Source organism: Pseudomonas sp. LPB0260 (genome assembly GCF_013388395.1).
This window is the reverse complement of sequence record NZ_CP058247.1, coordinates 4,758,331-4,781,508: the sequence shown is the minus strand read 5'-3', so window position 1 is coordinate 4,781,508 and position 23,178 is coordinate 4,758,331. Positions and strand designations below refer to the sequence as shown.

Here is a 23,178-nt window from a genome sequence, read left to right as displayed (position 1 = left end):
CACACCGCCGGAAAATTTCCAATGCCCTTGCCCGCTACCACAGCCGGGGGCAAGTCGCCTCCAAGGCGCCGCTGCCAGCTGCAGCGTGCTCAACGACGGGCATTCTAGCGCGCCGTGAGAAAAAACAAAGGGCGCCCGAAGGCGCCCTCGTGGAAAGCCCGGCCGATCAGGATTTGGTGAACTCCGGATAGGCTTCCATGCCGCATTCGGCGAGGTCCACACCTTCGTACTCTTCCTCCTCGCTGACCCGCAGGCCGATCACCGCCTTGAGGATCGACCAGACGATCAGGCTGGCGACGAAGACCCAGGCGAAGATGCAGGCGATACCCAGCAGCTGGGCGCCGAGGCTGGCATCGCCGTTGGTCAGGCAGACCGCCAGCAGGCCCCAGATGCCGACCACGCCGTGCACCGAGATGGCACCGACCGGGTCGTCGATCTTCAGCTTGTCCAGACCGAGGATCGAGAACACCACCAGCACTCCACCGACGCCGCCGATCAAGGTCGCCTGCATCGCGCTCGGGGTCAGCGGCTCGGCGGTGATGGCCACCAGGCCGGCCAGGGCGCCGTTGAGGACCATGGTCAGGTCGGTCTTGCCGAACAGGATGCGCGCCACGATCATCGCCGCGATCAGGCCGCCGGCCGCCGCCATGTTGGTGTTGACGAACACCTGGGCCACCGCGTTGGCGTCCTCGACGGTGCTCATCTTCAGCTGCGAGCCGCCGTTGAAGCCGAACCAGCCCATCCACAGGATGAAGGTGCCGAGGGTCGCCAGGGGCAGGTTGGAACCGGGGATGGCGTTGATCTGGCCGCCGGCACCGTACTTGCCTTTACGCGCACCGAGCAGCAGGACCCCGGCCAGGGCGGCAGAGGCACCGGCCATGTGCACCACACCGGAGCCGGCGAAGTCGAGGAAGCCGGCCTCGTTGAGGAAGCCCGAGCCCCACTTCCAGAAGCCCTGCACCGGGTAGATAAAGCCGGTCATGACCACCGCGAAGGCGAGGAACGCCCACAGCTTCATGCGCTCGGCCACCGCACCGGAAACGATCGACATACAGGTGGCGGCGAACACCACCTGGAAGAAGAAGTCGGAGCGCGCCGAGTAGTAAGGCGCATCGTCAGCGCCGCCGAGTACCGCGTCGGCGCCATTCTCCGCGCCGAGCAGGAAGCCCAGGCTCGGCAGGATGCCGCCCTCCGGGCTGGAGTACATGATGTGGTAGCCGATCAGCAGGTACATGACGCTGGCGACCGCATACAGGGAGATGTTCTTGGTGAGAATCTCGGTGGTGTTCTTGGCCCGCACCAGACCGGCCTCGAGCATGGCGAAACCCGCCGCCATCCACATCACCAGGGCGCCGCAGACCAGAAAATAGAAGGTATCGAAACCGTACTGCAAAGCAGTCAATGCCGTGTTGTCCATGATTCACCTCTTGCCGTGACGCGTCATCGCGCCGTTCGGTTAGGGCGCCCGTCCAGATGACGGACGCGCTCCGTGTGCTTACAGGTTGTAGCCACGCTCGTTGTGCAGGGCGAGGTCGAGACCGACCGTCTCCTCCTCGTCGCTGACACGCAGGCCCATTACCAGCTCAATCACTTTCAGGATCAGGAAGGTCAGCACCGCGGTGTAGACCACCGTGAAGACCACGCCCTCGACCTGTACCCAGAGCTGTGCCGGGATGTTCTCCACCTCGCCGAAGCCCCCCAGGGCCGGTGCGGCGAACGCACCGGTAAGAACGGCCCCGACCATGCCGCCGACCGCATGCACGCCGAAGACGTCCAGGGAGTCGTCATAACCCAGCTTGCGTTTCAGGCTGGTGGCGCAGAAGAAGCAGATCACCCCGGACGCCAGGCCGATCGCCAGGGCGCCCATGGGCCCCGCGGTGCCCGAGGCTGGGGTGATCGCCACCAGACCCGCCACCGCCCCGGAGGCGATGCCCAGCACGCTGGGCTTACGGTGGGTGATCCACTCGGCGAACATCCAGCCCAGGGCGGCCGTGGCCGTGGCGATCTGGGTGACCAGCATGGCCATGCCCGCGGTGCCATTGGCGGCGACCGCCGAGCCGGCGTTGAAGCCGAACCAGCCGACCCACAGCATGCTCGCGCCGATCAGGGTGTAGCCCAGGTTGTGTGGCGCCATGGCGGTAGTCGGGAAGCCCTTGCGCTTGCCCAGCACCAGGCAGGCCACCAGGCCGGCGATACCGGCATTGATGTGCACCACGGTGCCACCGGCGAAGTCCAGCACGCCCCAGTCCCACATCAACGCGCCATCACCGGCCCAAACCATGTGCGCGATGGGCACGTAGACCAGGGTGAACCAGATCGCCATGAACACCAGCATGGCCGAGAACTTCATGCGCTCGGCGAAGGCGCCGACCATCAACGCCGGGGTGATGATGGCGAAGGTCATCTGGAAGGTGATGAACACGCTCTCCGGCACGCCGGCCACCAGGCTGTCGAGGGTCAGGCCGGCGAGAAAGGCCTTGGACAGGCCGCCGACGAAGGAGTTGAAGTTGACCACCCCCTGCTCCATGCCGGTGGTGTCGAACGTCATGCTGTAGCCGTAGACCACCCACAGCAGGCTGATCAGGGCACAGATGGCGAAGCACTGCATGAGCACCGACAGCACGTTCTTGGAACGCACCATGCCGGCGTAGAACAGCGCCAGACCGGGTATGGTCATGAACAGTACCAGGACGGTCGCGACCAGCATCCAGGCTGTATCGCCGCCGTTCAGGCCTGCCTCGTCGGCCAGGGCCAGGCCCGGAACGAGAGACAATAGGGCTCCTAGCCCTGCGAATGTTCGCAGAGTCATGGTTTAACTCCTGGGGCTTTGGGGGGTTCGAAGGGCGCTTAGATCGCGTCGGTATCGGTTTCGCCGGTACGGATGCGGATGGCCTGCTCCAGGTTGACCACGAAGATCTTGCCGTCACCGATCTTGCCGGTGTTGGCGGCCTTGGTGATGGCCTCGATCACGCGATCCAGTTGGTCGTCGGCGATGGCCACGTCGATCTTCACCTTCGGCAGGAAATCGACCACGTATTCGGCGCCGCGGTACAGCTCGGTATGACCCTTCTGCCGACCGAAGCCCTTGACCTCGGTGACGGTAATGCCCTGCACGCCGATCTCCGACAGTGACTCACGGACGTCGTCCAGCTTGAACGGCTTGATGATGGCAGTGACTAGCTTCATGTAACTTTCTCCCGTGTAAGGTGGACTTGCCCCAGGAATTACGAACCCGGCTCAAGTCTATGCGCAGTGCCTGGCTTTTGTAATGCATCGACCGCCCTAACTCGGCCGCTACGGCACCAATCTCCGTCAACCGCTGCAGTCGAGGCACTCCACCGCCTCGACTGGCGCACCGAAACCGCATTGGTGCATGGTTAACAAGGCATAAGCAGAAACCTTGCCAGTTCATTGAAATACGCCTTTTTTCAGGCAGTTAACCCCTGCGTGTGGCTTTCGCCCTGGGTTTGCCGCACGGCAAACGCACAATATCGGTGCATGCCCCCGGCGCCGGACGCGCGATAATCGTGCGCGGCGCTGGCCTACCCGGTGGCCGGCGCCCAGCTGCGGGGCGCGTGCTACACTGCCGCCGTTTGTCACTGGAACCCCCGTCATGCTGCCACCCAAAGCCCTGCTCGACGCCCTCGGCGCCCATGCCTCGCGCCTGTTCAACGGCGACACGCCGCTGCCGCGCAGCGAATTCGAAGCCCAGTTCAAGGCGCTGCTGCAGAGCGGCTTCAGCAAACTCGACCTGGTCAGCCGGGAAGAGTTCGACAGCCAGATGACCGTGCTGGCGCGCACCCGCGCCCGCCTGGAGGCGCTGGAGGCCAAGGTGGCCGAACTCGAAGCCCGCCTCGCCAGCGAGCCGCAACCGCCCGCCGAGTAACGCGCTCCCGCGAGGCAGACGATCAAGGAGTGATCGATGTCCCTGGCCATAGTCCATAGCCGCGCCCAAGTCGGCGTCGAGGCGCCCGCCGTCACCGTCGAGGCGCACCTGGCCAACGGCCTGCCGTCCCTGGCGCTGGTCGGCCTGCCCGAGACGGCGGTGAAGGAGAGCAAGGATCGCGTGCGCAGCGCCATCCTCAACTCGGCCTTCGACTTCCCGCCCCGACGCATCACCCTGAACCTGGCCCCCGCCGACCTGCCGAAGGACGGCGGGCGCTTCGACCTGGCCATCGCTCTGGGGATTCTCGCCGCCAGCGGCCAACTGCCCGGCGCCGCGCTGGAGTCGCTCGAGTGCCTCGGCGAGCTGGCCCTGTCCGGCGCCGTGCGCCCGGTGCAGGGGGTGTTGCCCGCCGCCCTGGCGGCCCGCGCCGCCGGCCGCACCCTGGTGGTGCCCAGGGCCAATGCCGAGGAAGCCAGCCTGGCCTCGGGGCTGACGGTGATCGCCGTCGAGCACCTGCTGGAGCTGGCCGCCCACCTCAGCGGCCAGACGCCCCTCGAGCCCTTCCAGTCCCGTGGCCTGCTGCGCCAGACCCGCCCCTATCCGGATCTGGCCGAGGTGCAGGGCCAGGCCGCCGCCAAGCGCGCCCTGCTGGTGGCCGCCGCCGGATCGCACAACCTGCTGTTCAGCGGCCCGCCCGGCACCGGCAAGACCCTGCTGGCCAGCCGCCTGCCCGGCCTGCTGCCGCCGCTGGACGAGCAGGAGGCCCTGGAAGTGGCGGCGATACACTCGGTGGCCAGCCACGCGCCGCTGGACGCCTGGCCGCAACGGCCGTTCCGCACGCCCCACCACAGCGCCTCCGGGCCGGCCCTGGTCGGCGGCGGCAGTCGCCCGCAACCCGGCGAGATCACCCTGGCGCATCAGGGCGTGCTGTTTCTCGACGAACTGCCCGAGTTCGACCGCAAGGTCCTCGAGGTGCTGCGCGAGCCCCTGGAAAGCGGGCAGATCGTCATCGCCCGGGCCCGCGACAAGGTGCGTTTCCCGGCGCGCTTCCAGCTGGTGGCGGCGATGAACCCCTGCCCCTGCGGCTACCTCGGCGACCCCAGCGGCCGCTGTCGCTGCACCCCGGAGCAGGTCGCCCGCTACCGCGGCAAGCTCTCCGGCCCGCTGCTCGACCGCATCGACCTGCACCTGACCGTGGCCCGCGAAACCACGTCCCTGCAGGCGCCAGCCAGCGACGGTATCGACACCGCCAGCGCCGCCGCCCGAGTCGCCGCGGCGCGGCAACGACAGTTGGCGCGCCAGGGCCTGGCCAACGCCTTCCTCGACCTGGCAGGGCTGCGCCAGCACTGCGCCTTGGCGACCGAGGACCAGCGCTGGCTGGAGGGCGCCTGCGAGCGCCTCGGCCTGTCCCTGCGCGCCGCCCACCGGGTGCTCAAGGTGGCGCGCACCCTGGCCGACCTGGAGCAGGCCGAGCACATCGCCCGCAGCCACCTGGCCGAGGCCCTGCAGTATCGCGACGAGCCGCAGCGCTGAGGCTCGCCGGCACTTGCCGGCCGTCAGACGCGCCGCTCGACCGCCGGCAAGTGCATTGCCGCCACCTCGGCCAGGAGAAAGTCACGCAGCAGACGGAAACGCTCCTGGCCACGCCGGGCCTTGGGCCAGACCAGGTAGTAGCTGCTGCCACTGGGCACGGCGCAGGGCCAGGGCAGCGCCAGGCGACCCTGCTCGACGTCCTCGGCGACCATCACCAGGTCGCCGATCGACACGCCATAGCCACGCGCCGCGGCGACCATGCCCAGCTCCAGGGTGTCGAACACCTGGCCGCCCTTGAGCGGCACCTGCTCGCTCAGGCCCATGGCCTGCAGCCACTGGCGCCAGTCACGGCGGTCCGGGGTCGGGTGCAACAGCTCCGCGCCCTGCAGGCGCGCCAGATCCCAGGCCCCGGCGCGAGCCAGCTCGGGCGAGCAAACCGGGATCAACCACTCGGCGAACAGCAGGGCGCTCTCCCACTCCTCGGGAAAGCCGCCGCTGCCGAGCAGCACCGCACAGTCGAAGGGTTCGTGCAGGAAGTCCACTCGGTCCACGTCCATCCAGGCGCTGGTCAGTTGCACCTCGATGTCGCTGTGCTGCAGGCGCAAACGCGACAAGCGCGCCAGCAGCCAGCGCATGGTCAGGGTCGAGGGCGCCTTCAGGCGCAGGATGGCGTCGTCCACCCGCAACGTGGTGCAGGCCCGCTCCAGGGCATCGAAGCCGTCGCGTAGCCCCGGCAGCAGCAGGCGCGCCGACTCGGTCAGCCGCAGGCTGCGCCCGCGCCGCTCGAACAGGCGGCAGGCGAAGTGCTCCTCCAGGGTGCGGATATGCCGGCTGACCGCACTCTGGGTGATGGCCAGCTCCTCGGCGGCGCGGGTGAAGGAGCTATGTCGAGCCGCGGCCTCGAAGGCGCGCAGGGCATAGAGCGGCGGCAGGCGCCGGCTCATCGCCCGCAACCATGAGTATTAGTCATCCAAGGCATCGTATTTATCCCTTTGTGCCGGCCTCATCCAGCCCAGCAAAATAGCCGCTACTCGTCCCATGCCGGGAACCCCCGGCAAGCCTAACACTGAGCCAGACTCATGATGAAGCAAGCCCTTCGCAGCGAACTCCTGGCGATCCTGCGCCTGGCCGGCCCGCTGATCGCCGCCCAGCTGGCCCATGTGCTGATGGTCTTCACCGATACGGTGATGATGGGCCTGCTCGGCCCCGATGCCCTGGCCGGCGGCGGCCTGGGCGCAGCCAGTTATTCCTTCGTGTCGATCTTCTGCGTCGGCGTGATCGGCGCGGTCGGCAACCTGGTGGCCATCCGTCATGGCGCCGATGACAGGGCCGGGGTCATCCACCTGACCCAGAATGGCCTGTGGCTGGGTTGGGCCTTGGCCCTGGGCGCCGGCCTGCTGCTGTGGAATCTGGGACCGCTGCTGCTGTATTTCGGCCAGGCGCCGCAGAGCGTGGCCGGCGCCACGCAGTTTCTGTCCACCCTGGTGTTCGCCCTGCCCGGCTACCTGAGCTTCATGGCCCTGCGCGGCTTCACCAGCGCCATCGGCAACCCCGGCCCGGTGATGGCCATCAGCATCGGCGGCGCCCTGGCCAACTTCGTCCTCAACTACGCGCTGATCGAGGGCTGGTTCGGCCTGCCGGCCTTGGGCCTGGCCGGCATCGGCCTGGTCACCGCCCTGGTGATGAACGCCATGGCGCTGCTGCTGGCCTGGCAACTGCTGCGCGGGCCGGGCGCGGCCGCCTACCCGCTGTTGCGCGGCCTGCTGCGCCCGCAGTGGGCCGAGCTCAAGGAGCTGCTGCGCCTGGGCCTGCCGATCGGCGGCACCTACGCGGTGGAGTCCGGCCTGTTCGCCTTCGCCGCCCTGTGCATGGGCGCGCTCGGCAGCGATCAGCTGGCCGCACACCAGATCGCCATCCAGTCGGTGTACGTGGCCTTCATGGTGCCGGTGGGCATCTCCTACGCCATCACCTTCCGCATCGGCCAGCATTACGGCGGCGGCCGCCTGCGCCAGGCGCGCCTGGCCGGACGCCTGGGCATCGGCCTCGGCGCCCTGTGCATGTTCGCCTTTGCCGCGCTGTTCTGGCTGGCGCCGCATTGGGTGGTCGGGCTGTTTCTCGACCCGCACGACCCGGCCTACCGCGAAGTCGTCGCCCTGGCGATCGGGCTGCTGGCCATCGCCGCCTGGTTCGAGCTGTTCGACGGCATCCAGACCATCGCCATGGGCGCCATTCGCGGCCTCAAGGATGCCAAGACCACCCTGCTGGTCGGCCTGGCCTGCTACTGGGCGGTCGGGGCACCCCTGGCCTGGACCCTGGCCTTCCCGCTGGGCTGGGGCGCCGCGGGGGTGTGGTGGGGCCTGGCCGGCGGCCTGGCCTGCGCGGCGCTCGGCCTGAGCCTGGGCTTCGAGTGGAAGACCGCACGCCTGCTGCGGCCGGTGCCAGCGCGGGCGCTGCCCGGCTAGCGGACGCCTAGGCGATCGGCATGCCGAGCAAGGCCTGGCGCTGGCCGAATACCAGGAAACGCGCCAGCTCGCTGAGCGGCAGTGGCTTGCTGATCAGGTAGCCCTGCACCTGGTCGCAGCCGAACTGGCGCAGCAGTTCGAGCAGCTCGGGAGTTTCCACCCCCTCGGCGACCACCTGCAGCTCGAGGTTGTGCGCCAGGTTGATCATCGCCCGCACCAGCTGGCGATTCTCCGGGCGCACGGCCATGCCGGCGACGAAGCTCTTGTCGATCTTCAGCAGGGTGATCGGCAGGCTGTTGAGGTGGACGAAGGAGGAGAAGCCGGTGCCGAAGTCGTCCAGGGAGAAGCGCACGCCGAGCCGGCCCAGGGCCAGCATGGTCTGCTGCACCCGATCGCTGCGCCGCATCACCGCGGTTTCCGTCAGCTCGAATTCCAGCCACTGCGCGTCCACCCCGCGCGACTCGATCAGCCGGGCCAGGGTGGCCAGCAACTGGCCGTCCTGGAACTGACGGAACGACAGGTTGACCGCCATGTGCAGGGGCGGCAGACCACGCCCGCGCAACCACTGCATGTCGCGCAGGGCGCGGGCGATCACCCAGTAGCCGAGCGGCACGATCAGGCCACTCTCCTCGGCCAGCGGTACGAACTCGCTCGGCGCCAGCAGGCCGCGTTCGCCGTGGCGCCAGCGCACCAGCGCCTCCAGGCCGAGGATGCGGCCACTCTTCAGGCACAGCCGTGGCTGGTAGTGCAGCTCCAGCTCGTCACGGCGCAGGGCCCGGCGCAGTTCGCTTTCCTGCTCGGCCTGGCTGCGCGCCGCGCGATGCAGGCGTTCGTCGAACACATGGAAGGTGCAGCCCTGCTGACTCTTGGCCTGCTGCATGGCGATGTGCGCGTGCCACATCAGCGCATCGGCGCCACCGCCGGCGCGGGCCTGGGCCAGGCCCAGGCTGCTGCCCAGCAGCAGGCTCTCGCCATCGACCCAGTAGGGTTCGCCCAGGGCCTCGCCAATACGCTCGGCCAGGCGCTCGACGTAGCCGGGGCCACGGCGAGCGTCGAGCAGCAGGGCGAATTCGTCGCTGCCCAGGCGAGCCAGCTGGTCGCCGGGCTGCAGCTGGGCCCGCAAACGCGCCACCACCTGCAGGATCAGGCGATCACCGGCCTGATAGCCGAGGGCATCGTTGACGCTGCGAAAATTGTCCAGGTCCAGATGGCCCAGCACCAGTCCGCCGCCACCGGTCTCGGCCAGGCGGGCCGCCAGCAGGTTATGGAAGCCCTGGCGGTTGGCCACCCCGGTCAGGGCGTCCTGCTCGGTCAGGCGCCGCAGGCTGGCCTGCAGGCCGCTGCGCTCGCCGGCATAGCGCAGGCAGCGGCGCAAGGCGTCGGCGCCGAAGGACTCGGCCACCAGCCAGTCGCTGACTCCGGCCGGCGTCTGGCCGGCCTCGGGCTCCCGCTCGAGCAGCAGCACGATCGGCAGGTCGCAGCACCCCGCCGCCGGCAGGTGCGCGGGCGTGCACAGCAGCAGCGCCTGGCCGGAGCCCTCGAACAACCCGCGGGCCGCCGCCCAGGACGGAGCGGTGATCAGCCCCTGCTCGGCGCCCAGGGCGATCAGCTGCGCGCGCAACCTGGCGGTCCAGTGCGCCGAATCGGTCAACAGGAGCAAACGCAGGGGTTGAGCTGACGCGGCCACACGACTTCCTTGGCTGGATGGGGGAACTGACGGCGCCGGCGCTCGGCGCTGTCCCACCCGCACCTCCTGGTGACGGGCCCGGCCTTGGGTGCCGGAAAGTGCGACAAGTTACCGAACTGCGCCGATGGCGGCCAGCGACAGGACCGCAAGCTGTGAGCGAGATCATGCCCGGCGGGCAGATCGGCCGCCGGAATCGGGGGAAGCGGCGGGTTCGACTCAGCCCAGCGAGAGGCTGAGCAACGGCTCCTCACGCCGTGGCTGGCGCAGGAGAAACTGCTGCAGCTCGGCCAGCGGCAGGGCCTTGCTGATCAGGTAGCCCTGGCCCTGATCACAGCCGAACTGCTGCAGCAGCGCCAGTTCCGCCTCGCTCTCCACCCCCTCGGCGACCACTTCCAGGCCGAGGTTGCGGGCCAGGCTGATCATCGCGTTGACCAGCCGCGACTGCTCCGGGCGCACCGCCATGCCCGAGACGAAGCTCTTGTCCAGCTTCAGCAGGGAGATCGGCAGGCTGGCCAGGTGCACGAAGGAGGAGAAGCCGGTGCCGAAATCGTCCAGGGAGAAGCGCACGCCCAGGTCGCCGAGGGTGCTCATGGTGTCCAGCACGTAGTCGCTGCGGCGCATCATGGCGGTTTCCGTCAGCTCGAATTCCAGCCAGCGCCCGTCGACCCCGCAGCTCTCGATCAGGCGCTTGACCGTGGGCAGCAGCTGGCTGTCCTGGAACTGGCTGAACGACAGGTTGATCGCCAGGTGCAGCAGCAGGTCGCGCTCGGCCAGCCAGCGCAGGTCGCGCAGGGCGCGGTCCACCACCCAGTAGCCCAGGGGCACGATCAGCCCGCTTTGCTCGGCCAACGGAATGAAGTCCAGCGGGTAGAGCAAGCCGCGGCTGGGGTGGCGCCAACGGATCAACGCCTCGACGCCGACTATCGCCCCACTGACCAGGTCCTGGCGCGGCTGGTAGTGCAGCTCCAGCTCGTCGCGGCGCAGGGCCCGGCGCAGCTCGGCCTCGACATCGGCGAGGCTGCGCACCTGGCTGGAAATGCGCTCGTCGTACAGGTGATAGGTGCAGCCTTCCTTGTGCTTGGCCTGCTGCATGGCCATATGGGCGTGCCACAGCAGCGGGTCGGCGTCCTCTCCGGCGCGGCCATAGGCCAGCCCCAGACTGCAGCCCAGGGTCAGGCTCTCGCCCTGGATCCAGTAGGGCTCCGCCAGGGCCTGCATCAGCGCCTGGGCCGTGGGCTCGACCCGGGCACTGGACTGACTGACGTCCAGCAGCAGGGCGAATTCATCGCTGCCCAGGCGGGCCAGGCAGTCGTGGGGGGCGAGCACATCGCGGATGCGCTGCGCCACCTGCTGGATCAGCTGATCCCCGCCGCGGTGCCCCAGGCTGTCGTTGGCATGCTTGAAATTGTCCAGGTCCAGATAGCCGAGCAGCAGTCCGCGCCCACGGTTGTGCTGCAGACGCTTGTGCAGCAGGTTCTGAAAGCCCTGGCGGTTGACCACCCCGGTGAGCGGGTCGCGGTCGGCCAGGGTTTGCAAGGCCTGGCGTTGTCGACTGTAATCCAGGCAGCGGCGCAGCACCTCGGCGCTCAGGCTGTCGCGCGACAGCCAGTCCTGGGCGCCGAGCAAGGGGCCCTGGGGCGGGCGCTCGAGCAACAGGATGGGCAATTGCGCGCACTGCTCGGCGGCGGGCTGGCACTGCAGGGTGGTGAAGACGAAGTCGGGGGGGCAATGGGCGTAGCGCTGCTGGGCTTCCTGCCAGCTGCCGGCGACCAGCAACCAGGCGGGCTCGTCCTGCTCCGCCAGCATGGCGTCAAGCAGGCTTACCCAATGGTTTTCTGTCGTCAGAACCAGCAGTCGGCAGAAATCGCTTTGGCAGGACACGACACCTCCGCAGCTCACAACCTAAGAACTTACTTTAACTTATAGCTGCACCAACCTAATTAAGCATCAAAATTTATACGCGAGATTCCTCAGGCGACCAACCGCCCGGGTCGCCGCCTGCGCCGCAGCGTGCATTGCTGATAGAATTTGCGACCTTTTTACCAGACCCCATACCGCCCATGTCCCGACTGAACCCTCGGCAGCAGGAAGCCGTGAACTACGTCGGCGGCCCTCTTTTGGTGCTCGCCGGCGCCGGCTCCGGCAAGACCAGCGTGATCACGCGCAAGATCGCCCATCTGGTGCAGAACTGCGGCATCCGCGCCCAGCACATCGTCGCCATGACCTTCACCAACAAGGCCGCCCGCGAGATGAAGGAGCGGGTCGGCAGCCTGCTCAAGGGCGCCGAGGCACGCGGCCTGACGGTGTCGACCTTCCACAACCTGGGGATGAACATCATCCGCAAGGAGTACGCGCGCCTCGGCTACAAGCCGGGCTTCTCGATCTTCGACGAAGGCGACATCAAGGCGCTGCTGTCGGACATCATGCAGAAGGAATATGCCGGCGACGACGGCATCGATGAGGTGAAGAACTACATCGGCAGCTGGAAGAACGACCTGATCCTGCCCGATCAGGCCCTGGCCGAGGCGCGCAACCCCAAGGAGCAGACCGCGGCCATCGTCTACCTGCACTACCAGCGCACCCTCAAGGCCTACAACGCGGTGGATTTCGACGACCTGATCCTGATGCCGGTGAAGCTGTTCCAGGAGCACGCCGACATCCTGGAGAAATGGCAGAACCGCATCCGCTACCTGCTGGTCGACGAATACCAGGACACCAACGCCAGCCAGTACCTGCTGGTGAAACTGCTGGTGGGCACGCGCAACCAGTTCACCGTGGTCGGCGACGACGACCAGTCGATCTACGCCTGGCGCGGCGCCCGACCGGAAAACCTGATGCTGCTGAAGGAGGACTACCCGTCGCTGAAGGTGGTGATGCTGGAGCAGAACTACCGCTCCACCAGCCGCATCCTCAAGTGCGCCAACGTACTGATCGCCAACAACCCCCACGCCTTCGAGAAGCAGCTGTGGAGCGAGATGGGCATGGGCGACGAGATCCGCGTGATCCGCTGCCGCAACGAGGACGCCGAGTGCGAGCGGGTGGCCCTGGAGATCCTCACCGAGCACCTGCGCACCCAGCGCCCCTACAGCGACTACGCCATCCTCTACCGCGGCAACTACCAGGCCAAGCTGATGGAGCTGAAGCTGCAGCACCACCAGATCCCCTATCGCCTGTCCGGCGGCACCAGCTTCTTCGCCCGCCAGGAGGTGAAGGACCTGATGAGCTACTTCCGCCTGCTGGTCAACCCGGACGACGACAACGCCTTTCTGCGGGTGATCAACGTGCCGCGCCGGGAGATCGGCTCCACCACCCTGGAAAAGCTCGGCAACTACGCCACCGAGCGCAAGATCAGCATGTACGCCGCCGCCGGCGAGATCGGCCTGCAGGAAGTGCTGGATAGCCGCTTTACCGAGCGCCTGGCGCGCTTCACCCGCTGGATGGACGGGGTGCGCCAGCAATGCGCGCAGAACGACCCGATCGCCGCGATCCGCAGCATGGTGATGGACATCGACTACGAGAACTGGCTACGGCAGAACGCCTCCAGCGACAAGGTCGCCGACGCGCGCATGGGCAACGTCTGGTTCCTCGTCGACGCGCTGAAGAACACCCTGGAGCGCGACGAAGACGGCGACATGACCATCGAGGATGCCATCGGCAAGCTGGTACTGCGCGACATGCTCGAGCGCCAGCAGGAGGAAGAGGAAGGCGCCGAAGGCGTGCAGATGATGACCCTGCACGCCTCCAAGGGCCTGGAGTATCCCTCGGTGTACATCCTCGGCGTGGAGGAAGACATTCTGCCCCACCGTTCCAGCATCGAGGCCGACACCGTCGAGGAAGAGCGGCGCCTGGCCTACGTCGGCATCACCCGGGCCAAGCGCAACCTGACCATGACCTTTGCCGCCAAGCGCAAGCAGTACGGCGAGATCATCGAGTGCTCGCCAAGCCGCTTCCTCGACGAACTGCCGCCCGAGGACCTGGTCTGGGAAGGCCAGGAGGACGCACCGGCGGAGGTCAAGGCCGCCACCGGCAACTCGGCGCTGGCCAATATGCGCGCCCTGCTGAAAAAATAATCAACCGCCGTAGCCCGGATTGCATCCGGGCTACGCGAAGTCATAACCATGGGAGTTACCGCGTGGAAGCACTGAAGCAGAAGATTCGCGAAGAAGGCAGCGTACTCTCCGAGCAGGTGCTCAAGGTCGACGCCTTCCTCAACCACCAGATCGACCCGCTGCTGATGCAGCAGATCGGCCATGAGTTCGCCCGGCGCTTCGCCGGCCTGGGCATCAGCAAGATCGTCACCATCGAGGCCTCCGGCATCGCCCCGGCGGTGATGGCCGGCCTGGAACTGGGCGTGCCGGTGATCTTCGCCCGCAAGTACCAGTCGCTGACCCTCAAGGACGACCTGCTGACCTCCAAGGTGTTCTCCTTCACCAAGCAGACCGAGAGCACCATCGCCATCTCCGCCAAGCACCTCAATGCCGACGACCATGTATTGCTGATCGACGACTTCCTGGCCAACGGCCACGCCGCCCGGGCGCTGATCGACCTGATCGGCCAGGCCGGCGCGAGCATTGCCGGGGTCGGGGTGGTGATCGAGAAGTCCTTCCAGAGCGGCCGCACCGACCTCGACGCCCGCGGCTACCGGGTCGAGTCCCTGGCACGCATCAGCTCCCTGGCAGGCGGCACCGTCAGCTTTCTGGAATAGTCGCGTGCAGGCCGGCCAGCACTAGGCGCTGGTACAGCTCCTCGCGCCAGCCATCCGGCTGCGCCAGGGCCATGCGCGCCAGGTGACGGGCGAAGTCGGCCGGCGGCGGCGCCTCCAGGGCGGCCTTGCCCAGCTCCAGCGCCTCGCTGAGCTTGAACTTGCCCTTCAGCCAGTTCAGCGCCCGCAGCAGGTCGCGCTCCTCGCGGCCGAAGTCGCTGCCCAGCGGGTACTCGTCGAACAGCCGCGGATGGCGCGCCTGCACGGCCTGCAGGCGCTCCGGGCGGTTGTCGCGCAAGTGCGGGGCGAGGCGGAAGTCCCGCGGCAGCTTGCCGGCCTGCTGCGCCTGCTCGATCAGCTCGGGCTGGAAGCGCGAATCGCTGATGCCCAGCAGCGCCTCGATCACCTCGGCGTCGGTCTTGCCACGCAGGTCGGCGATGCCGTACTCGGTCACCACTAGGTCGCGCAGGTGACGGGGGATGGTGACATGGCCGTAGCGCCATACGATGTTGGAGCTCAACCGCCCGCCCGACTCGCGCCAGCTGCGCAGCAGCAGGATCGAGCGCGCGCCGTCCAGCGCCTGGGCCTGGGCGACGAAGTCGTACTGCCCGCCGACGCCACTGAGCACTCGCCCATCCTCCAGCTGGTCGGCCACCCCGGCGCCCAGCAGGGTCATGCAGAACGCGCTGTTGACGAAGCGCGCATCGCGGCGCTGCAGGCGCTTGAGCGCCTCCTCGCCATACAGCTGGTTGACGTAGCCGATGCCGGTCATGGCGATCTGCCCGAGGCGCTCGGGCGCCAGCCCGCGCAGGCGCTCATAGAAATCGGCGGGGCCGAGGAAGAAACCGCCGTGCAGCAGGACGCCGCCGCGCGCCGAGCCCAGGTGGGGCTGCAGCGCGGACTGGGTATAGGGGTCCTGCAGGTCGGTCGACAGCTCGCATCCATCGGCCAGGCGCAGGCGCTCGTCGCGCACCTGCAGGGTTGCGCCCAGCAGGCCGTTGCCCTGCAGCCAGGCTAGGCCGGCGGCATCCAGGCGGGCCGGCAGGCCGGCGTCGAGCAGCGCCTGCACGCTGTGCGGCCGCCCTTCCCCATCCAGCGCACCGGCGCTGGCCAGCTGCTGCAGGCGCAGCTCGGGGTAGACCCGCCGGCGCAGCACACCGGCCTCGAGCAGCGCCAGCAGGCCATTGACGAACATCTCGCTGCAGCCGTACAGGCCCTCGGCGAAGGGCTCTCGGCCGCCCACCGCGTCGACCTGCGCGGCCCAGGCGTCGCCCTGCAAGGCCTCGAGTCCGGCCCGGTAGGCCGCGTTGTCCACATGCCGGGCCAGCAGCGCCGCGGTCAACCCGTCGCCCATGGCACCGATGCCGATCTGCAGGGTGCCGCCGTCGCGCACCAGGCTGCTGGCATGCAGGCCGATGCACTGGTCCTGCAGGCTCACCGGCAGGTTCGGGGTGGAGAACAAGGTGCTGCGCTCCGGCTCCTGCAACAGCAGGTCGAAGCACTCGCGGGGGACCTCCGCCGGCCCCGGCATATAGGGCAGGTGCTCATGCACCTGGGCCAGGCAGAGGATGGTTTCGCCGGCCGCGCGACGCCGCTCCAGCAAGGGCAGCAGGTCGAGGGTGATGTCGGGGTTGCAGCTCAGGCTGAAGTAGCCTGGGCGCTGCGGGTCACGGGCGACCAGCTGGGCGATCAGGTTGATGCCCTTGGCATCGAGGTCGCGGGTGACCTGGCTGTAGTTGCAGCTGTTGTAGTCCTGCTGCGCCGAGGCGCAGTCCAGCAGGCTGCCGGGCTGCAGGAAGAACTGCTCGATGCGCACATTGGCCGGCAGCCTGTCGGCATGCAGGTCGGCGAGAAAATCCAGCTCCGGATAGTCGCCGTAGACGCGCTCGACGAAGGGCTCGAGAAAGCGTCGCTGCAGCTCCTGGGTGGCGCGCGGGCGACCCAGGCACAGCGCGGTGTAGATAGTCAGCTGGCGCTGCGGCTGCTGCCTGACCCGCGCGTACAGGGCGTTGACCCAGCGGTTCGGCTTGCCCAGGCCCAGGGGCAGGCCCAGATGGATCGGCCCATCGATCGCACTGAGCACGCGATCAACGGCCTGCTCGATGGAACAAACTTCTGGCATCTGGCGACTCCTGACGGCATCCCTGGCATGTCAGGTTGGACTATGGATCGCGGGCTTTTGCTGCACTACAACCGGCACAATGCAAAAAGCCGCCCGAAGGCGGCTTTGCGAGAACGACGGCCGGGCCTTACAGGCCGGACATCTTCTCGATGGCGGCGCGCAGCTCGTCATCCGAGCAATCGCCACAGGTGCCTTTCGGCGGCATGGCGTTGATACCGGCGATGGCATTGGCCAGCAGGCCATCCACACCGTTGCTGGCGCGCGCCTGCCAGGCGGCAGTGTCGCCGATCTTCGGCGCGCCCAGCACGCCGGCGCTGTGGCAGGCGCTGCAGTTCTTGGCGACGATATCGTCAGCGGTGCGTGCACCGCCGCCGGCGGAGGCCGCGACCGCTTCGACGCCCTTGCACTCCTCGCCCATCACGCAGACTTCACCGACCGGCTTGAGGCGCTCGGCGATCTCGTCATTGGTCGTGGCCTGAGCAGTCACTGCCCACAGGGCCAACACGGCGGCAGGCGCCAGCAGCATCTTGTTAAGTAGGTTCACGGATACACCCTCATCGTGGCTAGTCACGCCCGCGGCCACGGTTTCGCGAGCGGGCGACAGTATAACGGGAAGGCCGCCGGGCCGAAACAACCCAGTTTGTCGCAGGGTTATTGCGGCGAACGGTCAGAAATTCGCGGGGGTGGTGGCGCTGATCAGCCGCGCCGGCTCGTCGAACGGGTTGCGGAATCGGTGCGGTTTGCTGCTCTCGAAGTAGTAGCTGTCGCCTGGCTCGAGGATGAACACCTCGCCGCCCACGGTCAGCTCCAGACGCCCCGCGACCAGTATCCCGGCCTCTTCGCCGTCGTGGGTGTACATCTCGTCGCCGGTATCGGCGCCAATCGGATAGGTCTCGTCGAGGAACGCCAGGGCGCGGCTGGGATGGGCCTTGCCGACCAGCTTCATGGTCACCGCACCATCGGAAATGTCGATCAGCTCGCCGGCCTTGTAGACCACCTGGCTGTGACCGTCCTGCTCCATCTCCAGGGAAAAGAACTCCACCAGGGACATGGGAATGCCGGCCAGCACCTTCTTCAGCGAACTGATCGAGGGACTGACGCTGTTCTTCTCGATCATCGAAATGGTGCTGTTGGTGACGCCCGCGCGCTTGGCGAGTTCACGCTGGGAAAGGCCTTTGAGCTTGCGAATGGATTGCAGTCGTGCACCGACGTCCAATGCTGGAGTCCCCCTGGGGAAGATACGGAAAGAGTGCCCGTATCATGGCAACAGCGTTCAGTATTTACAACAGTCCAGTTGCAAATCCTGCCCGGCGCCCGGTTCAATCCCCGGAGTAGATCAGCGGCACCCGACGCAGGTTGCAGAACAGCTGGTAGGGAATGCTGCCCGCGCGGATTGCCACGTCACTGGCCAGCACCTGCTTGCCCCACAACTCGACCCGGCTGCCGAGGCCGGCCTGGGGCAGGTCGCTGAGGTCGACGGTGAGCATGTCCATCGACACCCGGCCGATCAGGCGGCTGGGCTGACCGTCGATGGTCACCGGGGTGCCGGTCGGCGCGTGCCGCGGATAGCCATCGGCATAACCCATGGCGACCACCCCGACCCGGGTCGGCCGTTCGGTGACGAAGCGGGCGCCGTAGCCGACCGGCTCGCCGGCCGGCAGCTCGCGTACGCTGATGATCTTCGATTCCAGGGTCATCACCGGCTGCAGGCGCGCGGCCAGCGCCTGCTCCTGCTCGAACGGGGTGGCGCCGTAGAGCATGATGCCGGGGCGTACCCAGTCGCTGGGGATGTTGGGCCAGCCGAGCACGGCCGGCGAGTTGCGCAGGCTGACTTCCGCCACCAGGCCCTGACGGGCCTGCTCGAACACCGCCAGCTGCTCTTCGCTGCGCGGACAGTCCAGCTCGTCGGCCCGGGCGAAGTGGCTCATCAGCACGATCTTGCCGACCTTGCCGCTGGCCAGCAGGCGGCGGTAGGCCGCCTGATACTCGGCCGGCGCCAGGCCGACCCGGTGCATCCCGGAGTCCATCTTCAGCCACAGGGTCAGCGGCTTGCTCAGGGCGCTGCGTTCGATCGCCTCGATCTGCCACTGGGCATGCACCACGCACCACAGCTCGTGCCGCTCGATCAGCGCCAGTTCGTCGGCCTCGAAGAAGCCCTCGAGCAGCAGGATCGGCGCGCGGATGCCGGCCTCGCGCAGCTGCAGGGCCTCCTCGATACAGGCCACGGCGAAGCCATCGGCCTGCTCCTCCAGCGCCTGGGCGACACGCACCGCGCCATGCCCGTAGGCATCGGCCTTGATCACCGCCAGCGCCCTGGCGGCCGAGACTTCGCGGGCCAACTGGTAGTTGTGACGCAGGGCTTGCAGGTCGATCAGGGCGCGGGCTGGACGCATGGCTCTCACACTTCTAACGGGGCACGGTGAATAAAAAAGCCCGGCAGAGCCGGGCCAAGCAGGATTGTGCGTCGCATTCGTGGCCGAGGGAACGCGACGGCTATTCGCTCATGATGGCGCAGACGCTTGCCGCCGCCATCATCTCGACCCGCCTGTCCATGGGGAACATGCGGGTCCCGACGCCTGGCCGGTCTCAGTGCGCGGGCACCGGACTGCCGTGCTTGGGCGTCTCCTGTTTGTTGCTGTAGCGGAAGATGTCCAGGCCTTCGGGGCTGATCTGCGGACGCTTCTTGGCCATCAGGTCGGCGAGCAAGCGACCGGAGCCGCAGGCCATGGTCCAGCCCAGTGTGCCGTGACCGGTGTTGAGGAACAAATTGCGGAAGCTGGTGGCGCCGACGATCGGCGTGCCGTCCGGGGTCGCCGGGCGCAGGCCGGTCCAGAAGTCCACCTGGCTCAGGTCGCCGCCCTGGGGGTAGAGATCGCCGACGATCATCTCCAGGGTCTCGCGCCGACGCGGGTTTAGGCTCAGGTCGAAACCGGCGATCTCGGCCATGCCGCCGACCCGGATGCGGTTGTCGAAGCGGGTGATGGCGACCTTGTAGGTCTCGTCGAGAATGGTCGAGGCCGGCGCCATGTCCGGGTTGACGATCGGCACGGTCAGCGAATAGCCCTTGAGCGGGTAGACCGGCGCACGGACACCCAGTGGCTTAAGCATCTGCGGGCTGTAGCTGCCGAGGGCCAGCACGTAGCGGTCGGCGGTTTCCAGCTTGCCGTCGATCCACACGCCGTTGATCCGGTCGCCGGCGAAGTCCAGGTGCTGGATGTTCTGGCCGAAGCGGAACTCGACGCCCATCTGCTTGGCCATCTCGGCCAGCTTGGTAGTGAACACCTGGCAGTCGCCGGTCTGGTCGTTGGGCAGACGCAGGGCGCCGGCCAGCTTGTCCTTGACCTGGGCCAGGGCCGGTTCGGCGCGGGCGATGCCATCGCGATCAAGCAGCTCGAAGGGCACGCCGGACTGCTGCAGCACGGCGATATCCTTGGCGGCGTTGTCCACCTGGGCCTGGGTGCGGAACAGCTGGGTGGTACCCAGGCGACGGCCTTCGTAGGCGATGCCGGTTTCGGCGCGCAGTTCGTCGAGGCAGTCGCGGCTGTACTCGGACAGGCGCACCATGCGCTCCTTGTTCACCGCGTAGCGGCTGGCGGTGCAGTTGCGCAGCATCTGCGCCATCCACAGGTACTGGTCGATGTCGGCGGTGGCCTTGATCGCCAGCGGTGCGTGCTTCTGCAGCAGCCACTTGATGGCCTTCAGCGGCACGCCGGGCGCGGCCCAGGGCGAGGCATAGCCGGGCGACACCTGGCCGGCGTTGGCGAAGCTGGTCTCCATGGCCGGCGCGGGCTGGCGATCGACCACCACCACCTCGAAGCCCTGACGAGCCAGGTAGTACGCGCTGACCGTACCGATGACACCGCTGCCCAGAACCAGAACCCGCATGCTTCACTCCTCGCCGCGACTATGCGCTGGCGTTTGTTGTCCAGAGAGTTGATGGGCGCAGTATATTGAGCAGCAGCCAGTGTTTCTCACTATATTGACTACTATATTTGGCGAGATTTCTCGGCAAAAACCACTTTCACGGAGGGGCATCCACCATGCGCACCCAGCACCAGAGCCGGCGCGAGCTGGACAAGATCGACCGCAACATCCTGCGCATCCTCCAGGAGGACGGGCGCATCTCCTTCACCGAGCTGGGCGAGCGCGTCGGCCTGTCCACCACGCCCTGCACCGAGCGGGTGCGGCGCCTGGAGCGCGAGGGCATCATCATGGGCTACCACGCGCGCCTCAACCCGCAGAACCTCAAGGCCAGCCTGCTGGTGTTCGTCGAGATCAGCCTGGACTACAAGTCCGGCGACACCTTCGAGGAGTTCCGCCGCGCGGTGCTCAAGCTGCCCCACGTGCTGGAATGCCACCTGGTGTCCGGCGACTTCGACTACCTGGTCAAGGCGCGGATCAACGAGATGGCCAGCTACCGCAAGCTGCTCGGCGACATCCTGCTCAAGCTGCCCCATGTGCGGGAATCGAAGAGCTATATCGTCATGGAAGAAGTGAAGGAGTCCCTGGCCCTGCCGGTGCCGGAATAGCCGGCACGCTCAGACCAGCACCTGACGGGTACTGGCGATCAGCCGGTGGACCTGACGCTCGACGGCGGCCTCGGTCGGCTGCTCCGGCCCGCGGCCGCGCGGACAGGGCAGGCTCGGGGTGGTGCCGAACAAGCGGCAGATCAACGGTCGCTGGTCGTACACCTGGCAGCCCTGGGGGCCGAGGTGCACGCAGTTGAACTCGGCCAGCGCGGCGTCGTGCTCGGCAACGCTCTTGACCGGCAGCCGCGCCATCTCCTCGCTTGAGGCCGTCACCGGGCCACAGCAGTCGTGGCAGCCCGGCTCGCAGGTGAACGAGGGAATCTGCAAACGCAGGTAGTCGATCTTGCGGCTGGTGCAGCTCATCGCAGAAGGGTCCGGGAGAAAATCCGCGCATCTTACCCCCGGTTGTCCCTGGAGGCTGCCCGCTCGGCTGATTTGCCGACCAGAGTCCAGTTTTTTGCCCCTGCCCCTTGGCGCCGGACGGAAACCGCGCTTATCCTTCGTAAAATTTTCCAAACACAAAAATCAGGATTTCACACATGAACGCCCGCGTTCGCCAGCCCGTGCACAGCACCCAGCATGCCGCCTCCTACTACGCCGCCAGCACCAATCGCCAGCTCGACTTCCCGCCCCTGGGCGGCGAGCTGCGGGCCGACGTCTGCGTGGTCGGCGGCGGCTTCTCGGGGTTGAACACCGCCATCGAGCTGGCCGACAAGGGCTTCTCGGTGGTGCTGCTGGAAGCGCGCAAGATCGGCTGGGGCGCCAGCGGCCGCAACGGCGGCCAGCTGATCCGCGGAGTCGGCCACGGGGTCGAGCAGTTCGCGCCGGTGATCGGCGTCGACGGCGTGCGCCGGCTCAAGCTGATGGGCCTGGAGGCGGTGGAACTGGTCCGCCAACGCGTCGAGCGCTTCGCCATCGACTGCGACCTGACCTGGGGCTACTGCGACCTGGCCAACAAGCCCAGCCACCTGGCCGCCTTCGCCGAGGATCTGGAAGAGCTCAGGTCTCTCGGCTACCGCCACGAACTGCGCCTGCTGCAGGCCGAGCAGGTGCATGAGGTGGTCGGCTCCAGCCGCTATGTCGGCGGCCTGATCGACATGGGTTCGGGGCACCTGCACCCGCTCAACCTGGCCCTCGGCGAGGCCGCCGCGGCGCAGGCCCTGGGGGTGCAGCTGTTCGAGAACTCGCCGGTGACGCGCATCGACTACGGCCGCGAGGTCAAGGTGCACACCGCCCACGGCACGGTGCGCGCCGCCCAGCTGGTGCTCGGCTGCAACGCCTACCTGGGCGAGCTGAACCCCACCCTGGGCGGCAAGGTGCTGCCGGCCGGCAGCTACATCATCGCCACCGAGCCGCTCTCCGAAGACCAGGCCAGGGCGCTGATTCCGCGCAACATGGCCCTGTGCGACCAGCGCGTGGCACTCGACTACTACCGCCTGTCCGCCGATCGCCGCCTGCTGTTCGGCGGCGCCTGCCACTACTCCGGACGCGACCCGGCGGACATCGCCGGCTACATGCGACCGAAGATGCTCGAGGTGTTTCCGCAGCTGCGCGATGTCCGGATCGACTACCAGTGGGGCGGCATGATCGGCATCGGCGCCAACCGTCTGCCGCAGATCGGCCGGCTCAAGGAGCAGGCCAATGTGTTCTACGCCCAGGCCTATTCCGGTCACGGGGTCAACGCCACCCACCTGGCCGGCAAGCTGCTCGCCGAGGCCATCGCCGGCCAGGCCGGCGGCGGCTTCGAGCTGTTCGCCAAGGTGCCGCACCTGACCTTCCCCGGCGGCCGCTACCTGCGCTCGCCACTGCTGGCCCTGGGCATGCTCTGGCACCGGCTCAAGGAACTGGCCTAGACACCGCAACGAAGCGGGCGCCGACGCCCGCGCCGAGACGGGCGCCACCCTAGAGCGTCCAGAACGGCCGCAGGGCTTCCTGCCGCGCCTGCGCGCGGGTCAGGCCGATATCCCGCAACTGCGCGTCATCCAGCTCGAGCAGGGCGCGACGGGTGCTCAGGCGTCGCCAGAACGCCTTCCAGCGCCTTTGCGCCTGGCCCTCCTGAGGCGCCGGAACCAGGCGCAGCGGCTCCCCCGCCGCCAACAACTCCTGCTGGGAAAGCGTCAGCCTCACATCGCTCAATCCGCCCATGATCATGTTCTCCGATACGCCAGCCTTGTGGGAGATCATGATGCGTGGTGGGAGAAGATCATTACAGATTCAGAGTTTTCGTTTAATCACCATACAGACTAGAATCAGGTAC

Annotated in this window: 20 protein-coding genes; 7 read left to right on the top strand and 13 right to left on the bottom strand. The window is 67.6% G+C overall.

The features are described 5' to 3' along the window. Positions 1-166: 166 nt before the first annotated feature. The 3 genes from LPB260_RS21325 to glnK all read right to left on the bottom strand — a co-directional run bounded on the left by LPB260_RS21325 (position 167) and on the right by glnK (position 3,186). A complete protein-coding gene (locus LPB260_RS21325; protein WP_208707863.1) occupies positions 167-1,417 on the bottom strand; it encodes an ammonium transporter in 1,251 nt (416 codons plus the stop codon). 78 nt (positions 1,418-1,495) lie between these two features. Continuing rightward, entirely contained in the window at positions 1,496-2,809 is a 1,314-nt protein-coding gene (locus LPB260_RS21320) for an ammonium transporter (RefSeq protein WP_208707862.1), read from the bottom strand. A gap of 38 nt (positions 2,810-2,847) precedes the next feature. Further along, positions 2,848-3,186 (bottom strand): P-II family nitrogen regulator, encoded by a 339-nt coding sequence (gene glnK / locus LPB260_RS21315; RefSeq protein ID WP_003096476.1) that lies wholly within the window; start codon positions 3,184-3,186, stop codon positions 2,848-2,850. Between the two features lie 427 nt (positions 3,187-3,613). On the opposite strand from glnK, the gene LPB260_RS21310 reads away from it, so the two are divergent. Both LPB260_RS21310 and LPB260_RS21305 read left to right on the top strand, forming a co-directional pair. Further along, the gene (locus LPB260_RS21310; protein ID WP_208707861.1) at positions 3,614-3,886 is read left to right on the top strand and encodes an accessory factor UbiK family protein; all 273 of its coding nucleotides are present in this window, start codon (positions 3,614-3,616) and stop codon (positions 3,884-3,886) included. 36 nt (positions 3,887-3,922) lie between these two features. Then, a complete protein-coding gene (locus LPB260_RS21305; protein WP_208707860.1) occupies positions 3,923-5,419 on the top strand; it encodes a YifB family Mg chelatase-like AAA ATPase in 1,497 nt (498 codons plus the stop codon). A 23-nt stretch (positions 5,420-5,442) separates the two neighbouring features. Here the strand turns inward: LPB260_RS21305 and LPB260_RS21300 are convergent, their stop codons facing one another. After that, positions 5,443-6,363 carry a LysR substrate-binding domain-containing protein gene (locus LPB260_RS21300; RefSeq protein ID WP_208707859.1) on the bottom strand — a complete coding sequence of 307 codons (921 nt, stop codon included), beginning with the start codon at positions 6,361-6,363 and terminating at the stop codon, positions 5,443-5,445. Positions 6,364-6,501: 138 nt separating this feature from the next. Here LPB260_RS21300 and LPB260_RS21295 point away from each other — a divergent pair, with 138 nt between their 5' ends. Next, the gene (locus tag LPB260_RS21295; RefSeq protein WP_208710090.1) at positions 6,502-7,881 is read left to right on the top strand and encodes a NorM family multidrug efflux MATE transporter; all 1,380 of its coding nucleotides are present in this window, start codon (positions 6,502-6,504) and stop codon (positions 7,879-7,881) included. Between the two features lie 7 nt (positions 7,882-7,888). Here the strand turns inward: LPB260_RS21295 and LPB260_RS21290 are convergent, their stop codons facing one another. Together LPB260_RS21290 and LPB260_RS21285 are read right to left on the bottom strand one after the other, a co-directional pair. Next, positions 7,889-9,568 (bottom strand): bifunctional diguanylate cyclase/phosphodiesterase, encoded by a 1,680-nt coding sequence (locus tag LPB260_RS21290; RefSeq protein WP_208707858.1) that lies wholly within the window; start codon positions 9,566-9,568, stop codon positions 7,889-7,891. Between the two features lie 216 nt (positions 9,569-9,784). Further along, positions 9,785-11,449, bottom strand: coding sequence for a putative bifunctional diguanylate cyclase/phosphodiesterase (locus LPB260_RS21285; RefSeq protein ID WP_371926115.1), 1,665 nt, complete (start codon positions 11,447-11,449; stop codon positions 9,785-9,787). 179 nt (positions 11,450-11,628) lie between these two features. On the opposite strand from LPB260_RS21285, the gene rep reads away from it, so the two are divergent. Continuing rightward, positions 11,629-13,638, top strand: a complete 2,010-nt coding sequence (rep, locus tag LPB260_RS21280; RefSeq protein ID WP_208707856.1) for a DNA helicase Rep — start codon at positions 11,629-11,631, stop codon at positions 13,636-13,638. A gap of 62 nt (positions 13,639-13,700) precedes the next feature. After that, positions 13,701-14,273 carry a xanthine phosphoribosyltransferase gene (locus LPB260_RS21275; protein WP_208707855.1) on the top strand — a complete coding sequence of 191 codons (573 nt, stop codon included), beginning with the start codon at positions 13,701-13,703 and terminating at the stop codon, positions 14,271-14,273. On the opposite strand, the gene LPB260_RS21270 is transcribed toward LPB260_RS21275, so the two are convergent. The 5 genes from LPB260_RS21270 to dadA all read right to left on the bottom strand — a co-directional run bounded on the left by LPB260_RS21270 (position 14,257) and on the right by dadA (position 20,277). Beyond that, positions 14,257-16,392, bottom strand: a complete 2,136-nt coding sequence (locus LPB260_RS21270) for an acetyl-CoA hydrolase/transferase C-terminal domain-containing protein (protein WP_208707854.1) — start codon at positions 16,390-16,392, stop codon at positions 14,257-14,259. The genes LPB260_RS21275 and LPB260_RS21270 overlap by 17 nt on opposite strands. A 127-nt stretch (positions 16,393-16,519) precedes the next feature. Continuing rightward, on the bottom strand, positions 16,520-16,936 hold the full coding sequence (locus tag LPB260_RS21265) for a cytochrome c5 family protein (protein WP_208707853.1): 417 nt from the start codon (positions 16,934-16,936) through the stop codon (positions 16,520-16,522). Positions 16,937-17,059: 123 nt separating this feature from the next. After that, a complete protein-coding gene (locus LPB260_RS21260) occupies positions 17,060-17,608 on the bottom strand; it encodes a cupin domain-containing protein (RefSeq protein WP_208707852.1) in 549 nt (182 codons plus the stop codon). Positions 17,609-17,711: 103 nt separating this feature from the next. Next, positions 17,712-18,785 carry an alanine racemase gene (gene alr / locus LPB260_RS21255; protein ID WP_208707851.1) on the bottom strand — a complete coding sequence of 358 codons (1,074 nt, stop codon included), beginning with the start codon at positions 18,783-18,785 and terminating at the stop codon, positions 17,712-17,714. 193 nt (positions 18,786-18,978) lie between these two features. Next, positions 18,979-20,277: a D-amino acid dehydrogenase gene (gene dadA, locus LPB260_RS21250; protein WP_208707850.1), complete on the bottom strand. Its 1,299-nt coding sequence runs from the start codon at positions 20,275-20,277 to the stop codon at positions 18,979-18,981. A gap of 155 nt (positions 20,278-20,432) precedes the next feature. On the opposite strand from dadA, the gene dadR reads away from it, so the two are divergent. Then, positions 20,433-20,921: a transcriptional regulator DadR gene (gene dadR, locus LPB260_RS21245; RefSeq protein WP_159972404.1), complete on the top strand. Its 489-nt coding sequence runs from the start codon at positions 20,433-20,435 to the stop codon at positions 20,919-20,921. 9 nt (positions 20,922-20,930) lie between these two features. Here the strand turns inward: dadR and LPB260_RS21240 are convergent, their stop codons facing one another. Beyond that, on the bottom strand, positions 20,931-21,284 hold the full coding sequence (locus tag LPB260_RS21240; RefSeq protein ID WP_208707849.1) for a YkgJ family cysteine cluster protein: 354 nt from the start codon (positions 21,282-21,284) through the stop codon (positions 20,931-20,933). Positions 21,285-21,460: 176 nt separating this feature from the next. Between LPB260_RS21240 and LPB260_RS21235 the strand changes: the two genes are divergently transcribed. Then, positions 21,461-22,774, top strand: a complete 1,314-nt coding sequence (locus LPB260_RS21235; RefSeq protein ID WP_208707848.1) for an FAD-binding oxidoreductase — start codon at positions 21,461-21,463, stop codon at positions 22,772-22,774. Positions 22,775-22,823: 49 nt separating this feature from the next. Here the strand turns inward: LPB260_RS21235 and LPB260_RS21230 are convergent, their stop codons facing one another. Further along, positions 22,824-23,066, bottom strand: a complete 243-nt coding sequence (locus LPB260_RS21230; protein ID WP_208710087.1) for a DUF1127 domain-containing protein — start codon at positions 23,064-23,066, stop codon at positions 22,824-22,826. Positions 23,067-23,178 lie beyond the last annotated feature (112 nt).